This window comes from Thiobacillus sp. (genome assembly GCA_024235835.1).
Classification (GTDB): Bacteria; Pseudomonadota; Gammaproteobacteria; order Burkholderiales; family Thiobacillaceae; genus PFJX01.
In genome coordinates this window covers 218,730-233,559 of the sequence record JACKLQ010000003.1, presented here as the reverse complement: position 1 = coordinate 233,559, position 14,830 = coordinate 218,730, and the positions used below count along the sequence as shown (strand labels likewise).

The 14,830-nt window shown below is 56.7% G+C and carries 19 protein-coding genes and 1 tRNA gene; 5 read left to right on the top strand and 15 right to left on the bottom strand.

The genetic code is table 11. The features are described from left to right. Window positions 1-29: 29 nt before the first annotated feature. Both H6935_15195 and H6935_15190 read right to left on the bottom strand, forming a co-directional pair. Window positions 30-920, bottom strand: coding sequence for a polyprenyl synthetase family protein (locus H6935_15195; protein ID MCP5279678.1), 891 nt, complete (start codon window positions 918-920; stop codon window positions 30-32). Beyond that, on the bottom strand, window positions 913-1,167 hold the full coding sequence (locus tag H6935_15190) for an exodeoxyribonuclease VII small subunit (GenBank protein ID MCP5279677.1): 255 nt from the start codon (window positions 1,165-1,167) through the stop codon (window positions 913-915). The genes H6935_15195 and H6935_15190 overlap by 8 nt, the downstream gene beginning before the upstream one ends. A 511-nt stretch (window positions 1,168-1,678) precedes the next feature. Here H6935_15190 and H6935_15185 point away from each other — a divergent pair. Together H6935_15185 and H6935_15180 are read left to right on the top strand one after the other, a co-directional pair. Next, window positions 1,679-1,900, top strand: a complete 222-nt coding sequence (locus H6935_15185) for a hypothetical protein (GenBank protein MCP5279676.1) — start codon at window positions 1,679-1,681, stop codon at window positions 1,898-1,900. Next, window positions 1,897-3,132, top strand: coding sequence for a ParB/RepB/Spo0J family partition protein (locus H6935_15180; protein ID MCP5279675.1), 1,236 nt, complete (start codon window positions 1,897-1,899; stop codon window positions 3,130-3,132). The genes H6935_15185 and H6935_15180 overlap by 4 nt, the downstream gene beginning before the upstream one ends. Window positions 3,133-3,164: 32 nt before the next feature. On the opposite strand, the gene H6935_15175 is transcribed toward H6935_15180, so the two are convergent. The 10 genes from H6935_15175 to H6935_15130 form a co-directional block, all read right to left on the bottom strand. Next, window positions 3,165-4,247: a zonular occludens toxin gene (locus H6935_15175; protein MCP5279674.1), complete on the bottom strand. Its 1,083-nt coding sequence runs from the start codon at window positions 4,245-4,247 to the stop codon at window positions 3,165-3,167. Further along, window positions 4,244-4,513 (bottom strand): DUF2523 domain-containing protein, encoded by a 270-nt coding sequence (locus H6935_15170; GenBank protein ID MCP5279673.1) that lies wholly within the window; start codon window positions 4,511-4,513, stop codon window positions 4,244-4,246. Before H6935_15170 ends, H6935_15175 begins: the two co-directional genes overlap by 4 nt. Beyond that, window positions 4,510-5,589, bottom strand: coding sequence for a hypothetical protein (locus H6935_15165; GenBank protein MCP5279672.1), 1,080 nt, complete (start codon window positions 5,587-5,589; stop codon window positions 4,510-4,512). Before H6935_15165 ends, H6935_15170 begins: the two co-directional genes overlap by 4 nt. 600 nt (window positions 5,590-6,189) lie before the next feature. Further along, the gene (locus tag H6935_15160) at window positions 6,190-6,432 is read right to left on the bottom strand and encodes a hypothetical protein (GenBank protein MCP5279671.1); all 243 of its coding nucleotides are present in this window, start codon (window positions 6,430-6,432) and stop codon (window positions 6,190-6,192) included. 67 nt (window positions 6,433-6,499) lie between these two features. Then, window positions 6,500-6,691, bottom strand: coding sequence for a hypothetical protein (locus H6935_15155; GenBank protein ID MCP5279670.1), 192 nt, complete (start codon window positions 6,689-6,691; stop codon window positions 6,500-6,502). A gap of 861 nt (window positions 6,692-7,552) precedes the next feature. Further along, window positions 7,553-7,936 (bottom strand): hypothetical protein, encoded by a 384-nt coding sequence (locus H6935_15150; GenBank protein ID MCP5279669.1) that lies wholly within the window; start codon window positions 7,934-7,936, stop codon window positions 7,553-7,555. Window positions 7,937-7,947: 11 nt separating this feature from the next. Continuing rightward, window positions 7,948-9,171: a replication protein gene (locus H6935_15145; GenBank protein ID MCP5279668.1), complete on the bottom strand. Its 1,224-nt coding sequence runs from the start codon at window positions 9,169-9,171 to the stop codon at window positions 7,948-7,950. A gap of 1 nt (window position 9,172) precedes the next feature. Next, window positions 9,173-9,439 (bottom strand): hypothetical protein, encoded by a 267-nt coding sequence (locus H6935_15140; GenBank protein ID MCP5279667.1) that lies wholly within the window; start codon window positions 9,437-9,439, stop codon window positions 9,173-9,175. A 427-nt stretch (window positions 9,440-9,866) separates the two neighbouring features. Beyond that, a complete protein-coding gene (locus tag H6935_15135; protein ID MCP5279666.1) occupies window positions 9,867-10,079 on the bottom strand; it encodes a hypothetical protein in 213 nt (70 codons plus the stop codon). Then, a complete protein-coding gene (locus H6935_15130; protein ID MCP5279665.1) occupies window positions 10,076-10,300 on the bottom strand; it encodes a hypothetical protein in 225 nt (74 codons plus the stop codon). Before H6935_15130 ends, H6935_15135 begins: the two co-directional genes overlap by 4 nt. A 91-nt stretch (window positions 10,301-10,391) precedes the next feature. Here H6935_15130 and H6935_15125 point away from each other — a divergent pair, with 91 nt between their 5' ends. Genes H6935_15125 through H6935_15115 form a run of 3 tightly spaced genes read left to right on the top strand, consistent with a single transcriptional unit; the run spans window position 10,392 to window position 12,232 of the window. Continuing rightward, the gene (locus tag H6935_15125; protein ID MCP5279664.1) at window positions 10,392-10,655 is read left to right on the top strand and encodes a DNA-binding protein; all 264 of its coding nucleotides are present in this window, start codon (window positions 10,392-10,394) and stop codon (window positions 10,653-10,655) included. 51 nt (window positions 10,656-10,706) lie between these two features. After that, on the top strand, window positions 10,707-11,225 hold the full coding sequence (locus tag H6935_15120) for a hypothetical protein (protein ID MCP5279663.1): 519 nt from the start codon (window positions 10,707-10,709) through the stop codon (window positions 11,223-11,225). After that, window positions 11,222-12,232 carry a tyrosine-type recombinase/integrase gene (locus H6935_15115; GenBank protein MCP5279662.1) on the top strand — a complete coding sequence of 337 codons (1,011 nt, stop codon included), beginning with the start codon at window positions 11,222-11,224 and terminating at the stop codon, window positions 12,230-12,232. The genes H6935_15120 and H6935_15115 overlap by 4 nt, the downstream gene beginning before the upstream one ends. Here H6935_15115 and H6935_15110 read toward each other — a convergent pair. From H6935_15110 to rpoD, 3 genes are all read right to left on the bottom strand, one after another. Further along, the gene (locus tag H6935_15110; GenBank protein ID MCP5279661.1) at window positions 12,219-12,470 is read right to left on the bottom strand and encodes a DUF1640 domain-containing protein; all 252 of its coding nucleotides are present in this window, start codon (window positions 12,468-12,470) and stop codon (window positions 12,219-12,221) included. The genes H6935_15115 and H6935_15110 overlap by 14 nt on opposite strands. Window positions 12,471-12,695: 225 nt before the next feature. Then, window positions 12,696-12,774: transfer RNA gene (locus tag H6935_15105), tRNA-Ile, on the bottom strand. 17 nt (window positions 12,775-12,791) lie between these two features. Next, entirely contained in the window at window positions 12,792-14,777 is a 1,986-nt protein-coding gene (gene rpoD / locus H6935_15100; GenBank protein ID MCP5279660.1) for an RNA polymerase sigma factor RpoD, read from the bottom strand. Between the last annotated feature and the right edge of the window lie 53 nt (window positions 14,778-14,830).

The window sequence follows — 14,830 nt, the reverse complement described above, 5'->3', positions numbered from 1 at the left end:
GACGCAGAGAGCGTTGGGAATTTTTCATTTCAGTAGCGCCGGTCCACGATGAAGCGGGCGATGTCGCCAAGGCGTGCAGCCTGGGTGCCAAATGGTGTGAGGGCGTCCAGTGCCTCGTCAATCAGTTCCTGGGCGTAGGCCCGGGCCTCCTTGGCGGACATGAGCGTGAGATAGGTGGCCTTGCCCTGGGCGGCGTCCTTGCCGGCGGTCTTGCCCAGGGTGGCGGTGTCGGTCTCGGCATCCAGCACGTCGTCCATGACCTGGAAGGCCAGGCCCACGCAACGGGCGTAGTGCTCGAGGCGGGAGCGCCGATCCTGCGCCAGAGGGCCGCCTGCCAGGGCACCTAGTAGTACGGCAGCCTGAATGAGGGCGCCGGTCTTGTGGATGTGCATGAATTCCAGTTCCGCCAGTTCCAGGCGCTTGCCGGTGCTGTCCAGGTCCACGGCCTGGCCACCGCACATGCCCCGGGATCCGGCGGCCCGGGCCAGAATGCCTAGCATGGCCACCTGGGTGGCAGGGTCCAGGCCCAGGCCGGGGTCGGCCAGTACCTCGAAGGCCTGGCTCTGGAGGGCGTCCCCCACCAGCAGGGCGGTGGCCTCGTCGAACTGCCTGTGGCAGGTGGGCTTGCCCCGGCGCAGGTCGTCATCGTCCATGCAGGGCAGGTCGTCGTGGGTCAGGGAATAGACGTGGATCAGTTCCACGGCGCAACCGGCGGCCTCCACCTTGGCGGCGTCGGCACCGACAGCCTCGCCGGCGGCAAAGGCCAGCATGGGCCGCACCCGCTTGCCGCCCCCCAGGGAGACGTAGCGCATGGCGCTGTGCAACTTGCCGGGGGCGATGGCCTCGGCTGGCAGCAAACGCACCAGGGCTGTTTCCATGCGGGTCTGGACGACCCGGGACCAGGCGGCGAAATCAGTCATTTGGGTCGCCGCGCTCCATGCCGGGGTCGAAGTCCTTGAGCAGGCCCTTTTCCAGGATCTTGACCTGTTGCTCGGCCTCTTCCAGGGTCTTCTGGCAGAAGGCGGAGAGTTCCATGCCCCGCTTGTAGGCGGCCAGGGAAGCCTCCAGGCTCAGCTTGCCGGATTCCATGTCCGCCACCACCTGTTCCAGTTCCTGGATGGCGGCCTCGAAATCCTTGGGCTTGGCGGGTTTTTCGATCTTCGGCATGGTCAATTTGGTGGGCCCCCCGAGAGTCGAACTCGGCACCAACGGATTATGAGTCGGTTGAAACCCATCACTATAGACGACAAAGCCCCACTTTATGCGGGTTTTGGCAGTGTCGGGCGTCTTTGGACGCCTTTGGAATTCAACGCCGTTGACGCTTGGTTGACAGCTGGAAATCAGGCGGCGGCCCCCCTTGGAAAAGCCACCATTATACAGGGGCGCGTGGTTCCCTCGACACGGCCGCCTACGCCGGCGACCGGCTCGTTACCGTAGGGGGATGCTCCGTCCGCAGCCGCTCCCTGGCGGCTGCTCAACACTCCGCTTGCCCTACTGCTCTTCACTGGCCATTCAAGGGTTCGGCTTTCGCGGCATAAACGGCTGCCTCCCCACTGCGTGGGTCCCCTCCATTTATTCCACGGTCCCGCCCTTCGGGCGCCCTTGAGTGGCCGTTAACCGTGGGTTGTTTTGATTTCCTTGCAGGAAGTAAGCGCGCGCCGAACCCTCAGGAGTCCAAATGAACCGCCTCTATATGTCCAAGCCCGAGTTCCTCGAAAGGCAGATGTGGCTGCCCTTTGAGGACGCCGTGGGCATGGCTTTGCAAGCCGTGTCGGAAGTCAAGGCCAGGGCATGGACGTGGTTCAAAGGGTGGAAGAAAACCCTATGGCGTGTTGCTTGGAAGAAGCCCGTGAACCTGGCCTTATGGCTGCCATTCATCAATGAAGGAGTAAGACCATGAAAATCAAGATTACCGAAGCCATATTCAATGACTACGTGGAGCGTTTGAGCTCAGACCCCTTGACCTTCCCGAAGGCCTGGCCAGGACAAGTTGGCATGGTGGAGGTGGATGAAGACATGGCCCACCTGGTGCGGCTAGATGCCGAGAAGATGGCGAAGACCAGTAATCCAAAAATGGCCATGGCTTACCGGAACCTGGCCAACCAGGTGGAAAGGTCGAGGGAAATAAGAGATGAGGAAGTTTCGCATGCGAAACATGTGACCGGACTGGTTATGTTGGAAGCCAGCCAGATCAGCACCGGAGACAATGTAAGAACCGTTTTCGACCAGGCATCCATCGAGGAGTTGGCGGAAGACATCAAGGCCCATGGCCTGATCAACCCCATCACCGTGCGAACGAACAATGGCCATTACGTCCTGGTGGCAGGTGAAAGACGCATGCGGGCATGCCAGATTGCCGGTGTGCCGATCATGGCCAACGTCATCGAGGCGGACAACGTACTGACCAGAAGGATCCAATTGGCCGAAAACATCCACCGTGAGGATCTGAGTCTTGAGGATAAGGCCAATGCAGTAAGGGAGCTCTATGAACAGCTGGGGACCATGCAGGCTGTGGCCGACCAGGTGAAGAAGTCCAAGTCCTGGGTTTCCAAGCTGGTGGCCTTGTCAGAACCGGATCTAAGTTACCGGACCAGGCGACTTCTGGAAGAGGGGAAGGTCGAGGATCTGGAGATCCTTGGCATCATGAACAGGATCGAGAATACCTGTGACTTGGCCGATGCCAATGTGGCCTATGAAAAGCTGGTGGCCGGGGAATTAACCAGGGAACAGGCCAGGGAGTTCCTGCGGAGCAAAACGGAGAAACGCCAGAAGCACATCAAAGAGGAAGAAGCCAGGCGGAAAGAAGCAAAGGCCAGGCGGGATGCAGAGGAAGCAAAGCGCAAGGCTGAGCGGGAGAAACAACTAGCCGAGGAAGCAGCTAGACCGCCAAAGCGAGAGTATCTCCATCCTAATCAGGCAGTGCACAACCTGCTGCGGTTCTATGTCACCACGCTACCCAGGGAACACCAGGGCAAGCATTACGAGATCGTGACCGAGTTCAGCCGTAGAGGATATGCCGGCGATGGAGTCACAGACGAGGACATTATGAAGGCTTGGCGCGACCTGGTGGAGGCCTATGCGGATTGGGGGGGGAATATCGTTACCGAGGAGTATTTCCAGGAGAACGCTTGAAGGACAAAGGGGCCGAAAGGCCCCTTGTTCATTCAGGTACTGGACCTGGCAAACGGGTTTTTAAAATCATCCACCGGAGGAGTAAGAACCCTATCCGGTCCATCCTGGAGGGCCTGGTCTTGGCCTGGGCCTTGTGGGGCCTGAGTGTTGATCTGTGGCATGGCCAGCTGTTGGGGGGCCTGATCCTGACGGTAAGGATCGAACTCCAGGCCGGCAGCATGACGCCGGCAGAGGTCCTCCGAGATGGCCAGGCGCGTTTGCTGCTGGGTGTAGCAAATGCACCTGGTGGGGGAGGCGACACAGCCTTGAATGAGTGGTGCTGACTTGACGGGAACCATACCTTCATAGGCTGGGGCGGAGTGGGGAATGTCCGGATAAACGGGTGAGAATGCAATTATCGGGTTTTGTAGAGCTGGCGAATAAACATCAGGGAGACCCGGAGAAGGAAGCGCCTGATGAGGCTTTTGTAGGTGGGCCGGTTGCTGGTCAGCATAGTGTTCACCCGTCATTTTCGATCCGATGGAATTGATGGCAAATGCGAGCCCCACCAGGAAGGCAAGGACCGCGAAGCCGAAGACATAGACACTGGTGGGCATCCGATGGGATACCTTGGTGTGCTCGCTGGCACTCTTGTACAGTCCGAATGACTGCTTCGGATGGGTCCACCTGATCTTTGTGGCATTGCCGCGTGCTTCGGGGTTGGTGGCTTCCGGCCATTCGAAAAGATAGGTGCCTAGTGCAGTCCGCCTCAGATGAATATAACGTCCAACCAGGCGGCGGACATTGGAATGTATGAGATTGGGATGCTGGGTAATGAGTACGAAGTCGATACCCCTGTGGCGATGGGTCTCCAGCTCTGCAATGGATGGAGGTACCCGGGCTGATGAGTTGGTGGGCCTCCAAATACGCTGCACCTCATCAATGACGATGAGAGCCCCATCAGGAGCCCATTCATGCCAACGTTCGATATCTTGCGCGGGTTCATGCCTGGTCTTGAGATCGGGGATTCCATCCACGAAGATAGGCCTGGTTCCCTGGCCTTCCTTCTGGAGGATGGCATGAACGCAATACAGCGTCTTGCCAGCCCCAGGGGTTCCCGTAATCAGCGTGATCATTTAATGACGAAGCGCTTGAGCATAATGAGGCTGGCCCTGGCGGTTATGGCCCCTGCCATGATACCGATGGCACCGCCGACGCCGGAGAGGGCGACCAGCTCCGCAGCCGTTCCACCGAATTGGCCCCAATAGGTTTGTGCTGTAGATAGGCCCAGCTCAAGGGCCTCCGAAATGCCGACCATGGAGACGACGCCCAGGCCCAGGGCAGCCATTACCCTCCAGGCGATGGGACCAGCTATTGCAGCGAGCCAGGTTGCAAGATTCATGTGCGAACCCCCCCGACAAAGATCAATGTGGCAACGATCCAGGCGCCAGCCAGGATTACGGGCCTCATCATGGTGAAGAAGTCACATGCACCCTTGAACTTGAAGGGTATCTGCTGACCCATTGCATCGATGACGACATCAGCAGGGCATGCGCCGGGTGAATCCCATCCGGCCATGGGGTTCAGGCTGACATTCAACTGGGTTGGAACCGGGGGTTCTCCGTCCAGGTCCCCAAGCTGGGAACATCCAGCCGTATTCGGGTATTTTTCACATTCACTAGCTTCCGGGTCTCCCTTAGGATCACCCGTAACCTCCCTGGTAGATGATCCATCCGGGAACACAGTATTACTAATCTTGGTAACACTCGCGTCCTTGTTAACGACCGTCGTTTGTGTCGTGACTGAACCATCCGTATTTATGATCTGTGTGGTGCTTTGTTTTACCGATGAAGTAACGGGCGTTACAGGCTCCCCAGTGGACTTGTCCAAACAAACAGCAATGTCATTAACAATGCCCGGCCACTGAGACTCTGAACACGTCGCTGGTGGCGGATACATCATTGATGGAGCACTTTCTGGATTCGTGCCACCAGGTACACATACCTCTCCGCCATAATAATTAAATGAACCATACGCATAGTAGTGCATATCGCCATTGACCAAGGCTTGTTTGACGGGATAGAACCCTTGGAAAATGGTCATACAACCGTTGGATTCACAGGCCACATTTCCACGCCACTTCTCTGAAGGATTCGTACCGATATCATAATACCCAGTCGATTTAGATTGCCCCTGAAGACCTTGACAGACTTCCTGTGGTGTAGGTTGAGATGGTGGTGCAGTACTGCAACTTACCATTTGTCCGGAATAAATGGTCCCAAAGTAATCGAATGAACAATTATATTGTCCATCAGAGGACATAACACAACCAGTACAAGTGCCTTTTTTTGCATTGCACGCATCAATCGGTGTCAGCCCTGTTTCACCTGTAGGAAGTGCAGTGCAATTCGTCCATTCTGATGCATTTGAATAACCATGCACCAGGAGAAGAATTACCAACGCGAAAATACGATCCATGCGGCACCTATTATGGAAATGAAAGCAGCCAGAAAATAAGGGTCCATGAGCTGGGTCATAGCAAGGCCTTTCTGAGAACAGTGACCGCATAAGCCGCTGCCCATACCGCAACAACAAGCCAGCCCAAGGCCATTCCATCAACAACCATTCCCGATGGGTTAGGACCCCCGATCGGACCCTCTTCCAGGCATGTGGGAAAGGTCACTTTCGTGGTGGAGGCAGTACATGCGCCCGTCGAAGTGCTATACGTATAGGCTACGGCTTTAGAACCATCCCAGACATATGGACAAGGATTGCCACCAAGCCCAGAACGAAATGAGGAAAGAACCAATGTTGCATCCTCTCCAGAAGAATAACAGTATCCACCAGCCGCATATGGCATAACTCAAATCCTACAAGATGGGCGTGTACAAAGACTAACGCATGAATTCGCTTCAGTGCCAGCGATAAGACCATCCTGGTTAAAATCACGAGGGTCCCCGATATACGTGTACGTATTTCTCGCCTGGGCAATTAGATTGATGTCGTCAAAATCGATATCCCCGTCCAGATCAATATCACAGACGGGGAAAATCGCCAGGAAAGCGAGCGAGTACAACATCAATACACGGCACAGGAAGGAAACGTGCACAACAAAACACATCCCCTTGCATCATTTACGTTGATAACACCATCCTGGTTGAAATCACGTGGATCAGGCAAAGTGACGTATTGACCTCTCGATTTACTGATGAATGAAATGTCCCTCTTATCCACAACTTCATCATTATTCACATCGCAGACATCCGCATATGAAGAGGAAGCAAGAGTCAAAAGGGCAATTGCGAGAAGCGTATTTTTCATGATGTTTTCCTTTGAAATTCCGTAATGCCCCGAGTTTGGAGCATTACGGAAATGCCGACGAAGGCGATTAGCGAACGGCGCTCTTCATGTACTTGAAGGCAGCCACACCCACCACGATGATCAGCGCCAGGCCGGCCACGGTGGTGGCATCGGTCAGGGCATCACCCAGGGCGGTGGAGACGTTCGCGGGAACAGCGGCGAAGGCATTGACGGAGTTGGCAGCAGCCAGGGCGGCCAGGAGTTGCAGTTTGCGTTTCATGGATTTGCTCCAGTGGTCCGGGTTTGTCGTCTCAAGGCTTGGACCAGTTGCCAAGAGCCGATTACGACCAGTGCGGTCGAAAATCCGAGCAGGAAGAAGGCAGGTGCCAAGGTCACTTGGCTTCTTCCGGATAAACACGAAGAACCGACTCAAGACGCCCCTGGCGAACTCGAAGCCGATTACGAAGATCAGCCTGGCCCACCTTGGTCCCCTCTTCGGCAGGTACATCACCGAAGTAAGGGCCGACCTGGATGTGTGCTATGAGCATCCCACCAGGGGTTGGCCGAACTGCAAGAACTTGGCATTGCATCGTTTTTCCTTTCGTGAGGGGCCTTGGCCCTATACGGTTAATGAACGATTACAGACGGACAAAACGTGTTACGTAACGAACTTTCTCGGATACCAGAAAGGCGAATCTTTCCCGGTATTGGTCCCGGTCGAAGACAACAGCAACCATGCGATCACACCATCCTTGATTGCGGTTCCTGGAAAGCAAGAAAGCTTTCGAAACCGCTCCAGGGAGTGTTTTGCAGCGGTGCAATTCCTCAAACTCGATGGGCCATTCCCTGGCATGAAGATGAACCTCATACCGGTAGTGGTGCTCTACGGTGAACTTGAAACCAAACAGTGTTAAAGTTTTCATACGATGACCTTTCAGTGACGGGCTAGGCCCCTCACGGAAGGAGTTGAGGCCCGGGACTCCCGGGCCTTTTTTTTGCTCAGACTTCAGCACGGATAAAGTCCGTCTTGCGGTCATAGATGACCCGTGCACCAGGTTCGAGGACCAGGAACATGACCTTAATGACCAGGTAGTTCAGATAGCCTTTCATGACGTTCTCCTTTGTTTCACATGCGAAACTTTTAGGCTGCCTTGGTTTCAGGCTGGGCGGGTTTGGGCTGAGCAGGCTTGCCACTGGGGAAGGGGTCAGGCTTGCGGTAGTGGCTGAGCTCGAACACGTCCAGCTGGCCCACGATTTCCGCTTTGACGAGCATGAGTGAGGGTTTTCCTCCAGCACCAGGTCGTGTACGGAAATCCAATTTGTAAAGGCCGATGCCGTTCTTGTGGATGACGTCGAAGGCCTCAGGGGCACAGCTGATCTTGATAGGCTTGTAGCCGGCTGCATCCGGGCTGTCTTCCCGGTAGTCGGTGAGGTAGTGGATGTTCGACCAGCTAATGGGTTTACCGGTACGTTCATCGGTCATGACGCCTTTGTCGGCAGAGATCACAAAAGCAAGTTCAGACATGGTGTTTCCTTTCAGGCAGCAAGTTTCAGGAGGAGATCACGGTCTAGGAAAACCGCAGCGTTTCGGGCCGGCCTTTGGCAAACCCGGGGATCAGTACGCAGGGGGATGAAGTCGGCGGGTAGGGCGGAGTCGTTGTGAACGACGACCACGTCAGTTCTGTGCCAGGAACAGCCGGCGTCTACCAGGGCCTTGCGGTACTTGTAGAAGAGGGAGCGTTTCATGCGCCCTTTCATAACCTCTTCTTCGTTGGTGGCCATCTGGAGCCAGAAGCCGTACAGGCGGTTTCCGAGTGTGTCGCCGTAAACATCGTTCAGGCGCCGGGAGACTTCCCGGTTTTGGCGGACAGTTTCCATGTCGCTTTTCCCTTCCTTGAAAAGTCGCATGATTTCCTTGTCGTGGACACCCTTTAGGTAGTCGTCCGTGACTTCATGCACATATGGCCGGTGGCCAAAGTCGTAGTCGAGTTTTTCAGCATTGATGCCTACTTCGACACGTAGGCGGCTGTTTGCGAGTCGCTGGAGGGCGGCGATCTTGCGGTTGACCCATTGGGTGGTCTTGTCGTCGGATTCGCCGTAGTGGAGCGTTCCGTCTGGGTTGCGGCTGGTGGTCTGGTTCAGGCGTAGGGCGCGGAAGTAGCTCTTGAGGCGTTTGGAGTCATGGGCATGGAACTCGGGGCCTTTGTGGTAGAGCTTGACCGTGGTAGTGGTGCCTGGGATGTGGAGGGAGTGGGAGCCGTGTTTCGAGACGGATTTGTTACGACGGGGGAATTGGACGGTGTAGATGCCTTCGAAGAATTCCTGGATGGCTACGAAGGGGAGACGATAGACCTCGGCCCAGTCCACCCTTTGGACTTGCCATTGGGTGACGGCGGGGAGGTGAACGCCAAGGAGGGTTTCCACCAGTTCAATGATCTGAACCGATGTTTCCCGGAAGTTGGTGGGGCCGCCATAGATGTTATGGCCCATGAGGGCTTTGTGGGCGCTGCACTCCAGGATGATGTAGGGCTCGCAGTCCTGAAGGACGGGGCGGCCGTCAACGGTGACCCATTCTTCGCGACGAATGCGGATGGAGATGCGGGCGTCCCAGGAGCCCCTCAGGTCTCCGGTGGTGAGTTCGTAGAGAACTTCTCCGGTGCCCATGTTGATGCCCATGCGTTTGATGGCACTGGCTTCGATTTGACGAGCCAGGCTTTCAGGGATGGGGCAGGAGCGGAGACGGATGGTGTCAATGGCCATGTCAGGCTTCCGAATCCCAGCCACTAACAGAGAGCCAGTGGTAAAACTGCCGGTCATCCCAGGATGTAGGCAAGTGGCATTCTTGCAAGGTTGTCACGCGGATGAACTCACCCTTACTGTGATCAACGATTTCCAAAGTGAAGCTGTTAGTATCGGCAGGCAAGGATTCGACTGCGGATTGAATGACTGAACGAACCTGTTCAAATGTCAGGAATTCACCCAACTTGTGGCCATTAAGGCGAGGTTCTAATCCGCGTGTCAGTGGCATTCGATTTCCTTGACTATTTTTTGTGCAGAATCCACAGGCGTGGACTGATACGCGGTGCTACTACGCCCGCGAAAATTTTTTGGCCCCTTCGAGACACCGCCAAAAAAGTCCCCACGGCCAGACGCGCCCGTCGCTTGCGCGCCGGTCTCTTCCTGGCCGTGGGGATGCATAAAGGCTCCAGTTTCAGGAGCCAAGGGAGGTTCAATCAGGGGGTATTGCCGGGTCAGGAATTGCTTCCTGGATTGGGGTTGGGCTTTCCGTAATGCGCGTTTCCCCTTCGGGGCCGGGCTTCCTCCAGGTTTCGCTTGTCGCTCATCCCCTGCGGGGACTGCTGCGCAGCCTTCCAAATCCCTAACGCCTGCGCACTCCGTTTGCTGGAGGAGGGCAGGCCAGTGGGGGGGAAGGTGGCGGGGGTGGGCGTACATGGTCAGAAGGGGCAATCCTGGAGACCACGGCCCGGGACGAAGTAGAGCTTGGGGGCGTCAGGGGAAGCGAGCTTGTGTTTCAGGGCTTCTTCCACGGCCTGGTGCTCTTTGTCGCACTGGTGGAGGAAGGCGACGAATTGGCCATAGCCCTGGGGGACCAGACCGTTTGATTCGATCCAGGCATCGAACTGGGAGTCAGTGAGGACGAGGCTCACAGGCGGAATTCCTTGTCCAGGGCGAGCTTGTTCAGGAGGGCGAGATTGATGAGGCGGTATTTGCCGACCTCGTAGGTGGGGAGGTAGCCGCGATTGATCCAGCCATTGACGACATCCACGGATACACCCACCAGCTCCGCGAACCTATCGCGGTGCATGACCGGAATCGGGGGCTGTTGAGCGCCCGATTCGGGGGGGGTAAAGTCCATGTTGTCTAACATTGCACGCCTTTACACGTCATTAATAACCTAGCAAGTCATATATTACCTAGCAAAATACGGCTGTCAAGTGGAAACAATCAGAAAACGTCTCTTGGAGATCATTGAAACCAGGAACCCCTTGAAGCGATTCAAGGAGATGGAGGAGCTGTGTGGGTTCAGTGCAACAACCTGGAACAACATCTATCACGGAAAGCAAAAAGCCAACGAAGAGCACATCGATGCCGTGATTAAGGCCTTCCCGCAGTACAGGGTTTGGCTTGGGTCCGGCCTGACTTTCGAGAAGGAAGGCCATACATCGCCGGTCCTGGAACGGATTCAGCGAGACTTACGGAAAGCGGGGAGGGACGCCGCATAGCCGCGGCCGTGCTCAAACGCTGGTTTTTAACTCAAAAGGGGAGGTGAGCACATGGAACAACTGATTATCAGCTTAGTGTTAAGTGTTGCGGTGGCCACAGTCACAGGACTAGCCATCCATAAATTGACAAAGAACAAACCGATAGCGCAGCTTGTAATGACATTGGTATTTCTCGGGATGATGTTCGCAATCGTTGTCCCGGCTTTTATGAAAATAATTACTGAAATAGCCATGAAACCAGCAGAGAGAGCACGCCAACAACAAGAAATTAGAAAAATGGCGGAAACAGCAAAAATACAAAAGGAAAGGGAGCTAATGAAAGGTGTCCATGAAGAAATGCAGCGCCAAGCTGCCATGGAAAGAGCAGCCCGAGAAAAGACCCATCAGCAACACCTAGTGCAGTACCAGAATAGGATCAATTCCGACGAGCTATTTGAACGCTGGTACCAACCACTGGAATCCTGCAAGGACATCAAGGAAATCAACATAATGATGTGCACCAATCATCGAATTCGAGAAAGATCACGGTTCGAGACATTGTACAAAGAAGGCAAAATAGCCTTGAAATGAGCATCAAGAAGAACCGAGCGGGCTGGCTTGTTGATCTCCAGCCCGGGGGGCGCAGCGGGAAACGGTTCAGGAAGACCCTATCAACCAAGGCCGAGGCCCTGGCCTATGAGGCCTGGCTGAAGAACAAGGTGAGGGAGGCCCCGGGGTGGGCTCCAGCTCAGAAGGACAGGCGCAAGGTGTCCGAGCTGGTGTTCACCTGGTTCAACCATCATGGGATGAACCTGGAGGCGGGGGAGGATGCGAAGGCCCGAATGCTGGCCATGTGCCAGGCAATGGGGGAGCCATCAATCTCAGAGTTTGGTCCCGACATGTTCGCAATCTATCGAGCGAATCGAATGGCCATTGGAATCAAGGCGGAGACGATGAACCGGGAACATGCCTACATGCGCGCCATGTTCAACGAAGTGAAGCGCTTGGGGATGTTCAAAGGGGAAAACCCCTTGGCGGGGATGAGGCGTATCAAGTCACCGGAGCGAGAGCTTTCGTTTCTGAGCCTGGAGCAGATCGGGACGCTGTTGAACGTGCTGAAAGGGGATGTTCACCTGGTGGCCCGGGTTTGTCTGGCCACCGGCGCCAGGTGGAGCGAAGCGGAAGAATTGCGACCTGGCCAGGTGAAAGGCGGGGCGATTCACTTCACACAGACGAAGAGCGGAAAGAATCGGTCAGTGCCCATTGGGGTGGAGTTGACCGAGGGTTTATGGGCACACCTGGTGGAACGCTATGGAGATGAAGCACCGAGGGCGGAGCGCTTCTTCTACGGCTGCTATTCGGCCTTCCGCTATGGGGTGAAGGCGGCTGGGATCGAATTGCCGGAGGGGCAGCTAACCCATGTGTTACGGCATACCTTCGCCAGTCACTTCATGATGAACGGGGGAAATATCCTGGTGTTACAGAAAATCCTCGGGCATGCATCCCTGGCCATGACGATGCGATATGCACACCTGGCGCCGGATCACCTGCAGGAGGCGGTAAGGTTGAATCCCCTGGCGGGGATCAAAGAAGCTTGACCAGAGCGGCGATCAGGGCAGCCTGAGCAATGAGCATGCCGGCGATCCACTTTACCAAGTCGGTTTTGGCGGATTCGATTTCCGCCTTGAGGAAATCTTTCGTTACGAGTTCTTCGCCCGTGGCGTCCCGGAATGCTTCGGCGAATGCTTCGGCGAATGCTTCGGCTTGTGGAGCGGCCATGCCGGCGGCTTCTAGACGCTTGACGAATTTGAGGGTGTCAAAGGTGACGGTGCTCATGGAACGGATTCTAGCATCAGGCACAGCCGAAAAACGTGCCCACCGCCTGCGAGTGGCTGTGCTGCGTCCATCGGTGAAGCTGATGGACTTGTCCCCTACGGGGATTGCCTTCGGCAACATTCGCCAGCAGGCGGTGGGCACTTAAAACCCAAAAGCTCACGGCGTTGACGATCCGTTGACACTTGGATTTTCCGGGTTACCGGATAGGCCGGAAACCCGCGTGGTTGGTGGGCCCCCCGAGAGTCGAACTCGGCACCAACGGATTATGAGTCCGCTGCTCTAACCAGGCATGAGCTAGAGGCCCGAAAACTCCCTATCAGGTCAATCCAGGAAACTGCGCAGCCGCTCGGAGCGGGACGGATGGCGCAGCTTGCGCAGGGCCTTGGCCTCTATCTGGCGGATGCGTTCCCGGGTCACGTCGAACTGCTTGCCCACTTCTTCCAGGGTGTGGTCCGTGTTCATCTCGATGCCGAAGCGCATGCGCAGCACCTTGGCCTCCCTGGGGGTGAGGCTGTCCAGGATTTCCTGGGTGACGAACTGGAGGCTGGAGTACAGGGCCGCGTCCGCCGGGGCCAGGGTGGATTGGTCCTCGATGAAGTCGCCCAGATGGGAATCCTCGTCGTCGCCGATGGGGGTCTCCATGGAGATCGGCTCCTTGGAGATCTTCATGATCTTGCGGATCTTGTCCTCGGGCATTTCCATCTTTTCCGCCAGGGTGGCCGGATCCGGCTCCATGCCCGTTTCCTGCAAGATCTGGCGGCTGATGCGGTTCATCTTGTTGATGGTCTCGATCATGTGCACCGGGATGCGGATGGTGCGGGCCTGGTCGGCGATGGACCGGGTGATGGCCTGACGGATCCACCAGGTCGCGTAGGTGGAGAACTTGTAGCCGCGCCGGTATTCGAACTTGTCCACGGCCTTCATGAGACCGATGTTGCCTTCCTGGATCAGGTCCAGGAATTGCAGGCCCCGGTTGGTGTATTTCTTGGCAATGGAGATCACCAGGCGCAGGTTGGCCTCGATCATCTCGCGCTTGGCGCGGCGGGCCTTGGCCTCGCCGGTGGACATCTTCTTGTTGATGTCCTTCAGGTTCTTCACGGAGATGCCGGCCCGTTCCTGGAGCGCCTTGAGCTTTTCCTGGTGCTCGGAAATGTCGTACTGGCTGCGCTCCAGCAGTTCGTTATAGGCGTGCTTGCCGGTGAGTTCGTTGGCGATCCAGGCGGGGTCGCCTTCCAGGCCGGGGAAGGTCTTGATGAAGTGGGTACGGGGCATGCCGCACTTGTTCACGGCGATGTCCATGATGACCCGTTCGTGGACGCGCACTTCCTCGACGATGGCGCGCACGGAGTCGCACAGGCTGTCCACCTGGCGGGCGGTGAAGCGGATGCCCAGGAGATGGCCGGCGATCTCTTCCAGGAGTTTCTGGTATTGCTTGCTGGCGTAGCCATACTTGACCAGGGCGGACTTCATCTTGTCGTGGCACTTGCGGATGGCGGAGAACCGCTCCAGGGCATCGGCCTTGAGCTGGGCCAGGTTCACTGCGCCGGCACCGCCGCCACTGCTGTCGTCGCTGTCATCGTCCTCGTCGTCGTCACTGCTTTCCTCGGACTCCTCGGCGGCCATCTCCATGGGGATGTCCTCGCCGGAACTGTCCATGAGGCCGTCCACCAGGTCGTCGATCTTCAGTTCTTCCGACTCCACCTTGGCGGCCAGATCGAGGATCTGCTGGATCGTGAGGGGGCAGGCGGAAATGGCCTGCACCATGTGCTTAAGGCCTTCCTCGATGCGCTTGGCGATCTCGATCTCACCTTCCCGGGTGAGCAGGTCCTTGGTGCCCATTTCCCGCATGTACATGCGCACGGGGTCCGTAGTACGGCCGAATTCGGCGTCCACGCTGGACAGGGCGGCTTCCGCCTCCTCGGCGGCATCTTCGTCGGCCACCGGCGCCGGGGCCTCGGACATGAGCAGGTCTTCCGCCGTGGGGGCCTGGTCGAACACCTGGATGCCCATGTCGTTGATCATGCTGACCACACCCTCGATCTGCTCGGCATCCAGCATCTCGTCAGGCAGGTGGTCGTTGATCTCGGCGTAAGTCAGATAGCCGCGTTCCTTGCCCAGCATGATGAGGGCGCGCAGGCGGGTGCGACGCTCCTCCACGTCCATCTTGCTGTCCTTTTCCAGGACTTGTGCGAGGATGGCGGCCTTGTTGGCGGCTTCCTTGCGTTTGGAGATCGGTTTGGCCGCACCCTTAACCGGGCCTTTGCGGGCGCCGGTTGCTTGTTTGGGGGTCTTTTTCTCAGTTGCCATTCTCTGGGACTCTCCGCAGGTGGGTACGCAGCCGCGCTGTGTAAAACGCGCAA

Bases quoted from the DNA above. Each gene is read 5' to 3' on its own strand.
- H6935_15190 (MCP5279677.1), bottom strand. From the start codon at position 1,167: ATGCCGAAGATCGAAAAACCCGCCAAGCCCAAGGATTTCGAGGCCGCC.
- H6935_15195 (MCP5279678.1), bottom strand. From the start codon at position 920: ATGACTGATTTCGCCGCCTGGTCCCGGGTCGTCCAGACCCGCATGGAA.
- H6935_15130 (MCP5279665.1), bottom strand. From the start codon at position 10,300: ATGTTAGACAACATGGACTTTACCCCCCCCGAATCGGGCGCTCAACAG.
- H6935_15175 (MCP5279674.1), bottom strand. From the start codon at position 4,247: ATGATCACGCTGATTACGGGAACCCCTGGGGCTGGCAAGACGCTGTAT.
- H6935_15160 (MCP5279671.1), bottom strand. From the start codon at position 6,432: ATGAAAAATACGCTTCTCGCAATTGCCCTTTTGACTCTTGCTTCCTCT.
- H6935_15155 (MCP5279670.1), bottom strand. From the start codon at position 6,691: ATGAAACGCAAACTGCAACTCCTGGCCGCCCTGGCTGCTGCCAACTCC.
- H6935_15180 (MCP5279675.1), top strand. From the start codon at position 1,897: ATGAAAATCAAGATTACCGAAGCCATATTCAATGACTACGTGGAGCGT.
- H6935_15165 (MCP5279672.1), bottom strand. From the start codon at position 5,589: ATGGATCGTATTTTCGCGTTGGTAATTCTTCTCCTGGTGCATGGTTAT.
- H6935_15150 (MCP5279669.1), bottom strand. From the start codon at position 7,936: ATGTCTGAACTTGCTTTTGTGATCTCTGCCGACAAAGGCGTCATGACC.
- H6935_15110 (MCP5279661.1), bottom strand. From the start codon at position 12,470: ATGAGCACCGTCACCTTTGACACCCTCAAATTCGTCAAGCGTCTAGAA.
- H6935_15115 (MCP5279662.1), top strand. From the start codon at position 11,222: ATGAGCATCAAGAAGAACCGAGCGGGCTGGCTTGTTGATCTCCAGCCC.
- H6935_15185 (MCP5279676.1), top strand. From the start codon at position 1,679: ATGAACCGCCTCTATATGTCCAAGCCCGAGTTCCTCGAAAGGCAGATG.
- H6935_15140 (MCP5279667.1), bottom strand. From the start codon at position 9,439: ATGCCACTGACACGCGGATTAGAACCTCGCCTTAATGGCCACAAGTTG.
- H6935_15120 (MCP5279663.1), top strand. From the start codon at position 10,707: ATGGAACAACTGATTATCAGCTTAGTGTTAAGTGTTGCGGTGGCCACA.
- H6935_15170 (MCP5279673.1), bottom strand. From the start codon at position 4,513: ATGAATCTTGCAACCTGGCTCGCTGCAATAGCTGGTCCCATCGCCTGG.
- H6935_15145 (MCP5279668.1), bottom strand. From the start codon at position 9,171: ATGGCCATTGACACCATCCGTCTCCGCTCCTGCCCCATCCCTGAAAGC.
- rpoD (MCP5279660.1), bottom strand. From the start codon at position 14,777: ATGGCAACTGAGAAAAAGACCCCCAAACAAGCAACCGGCGCCCGCAAA.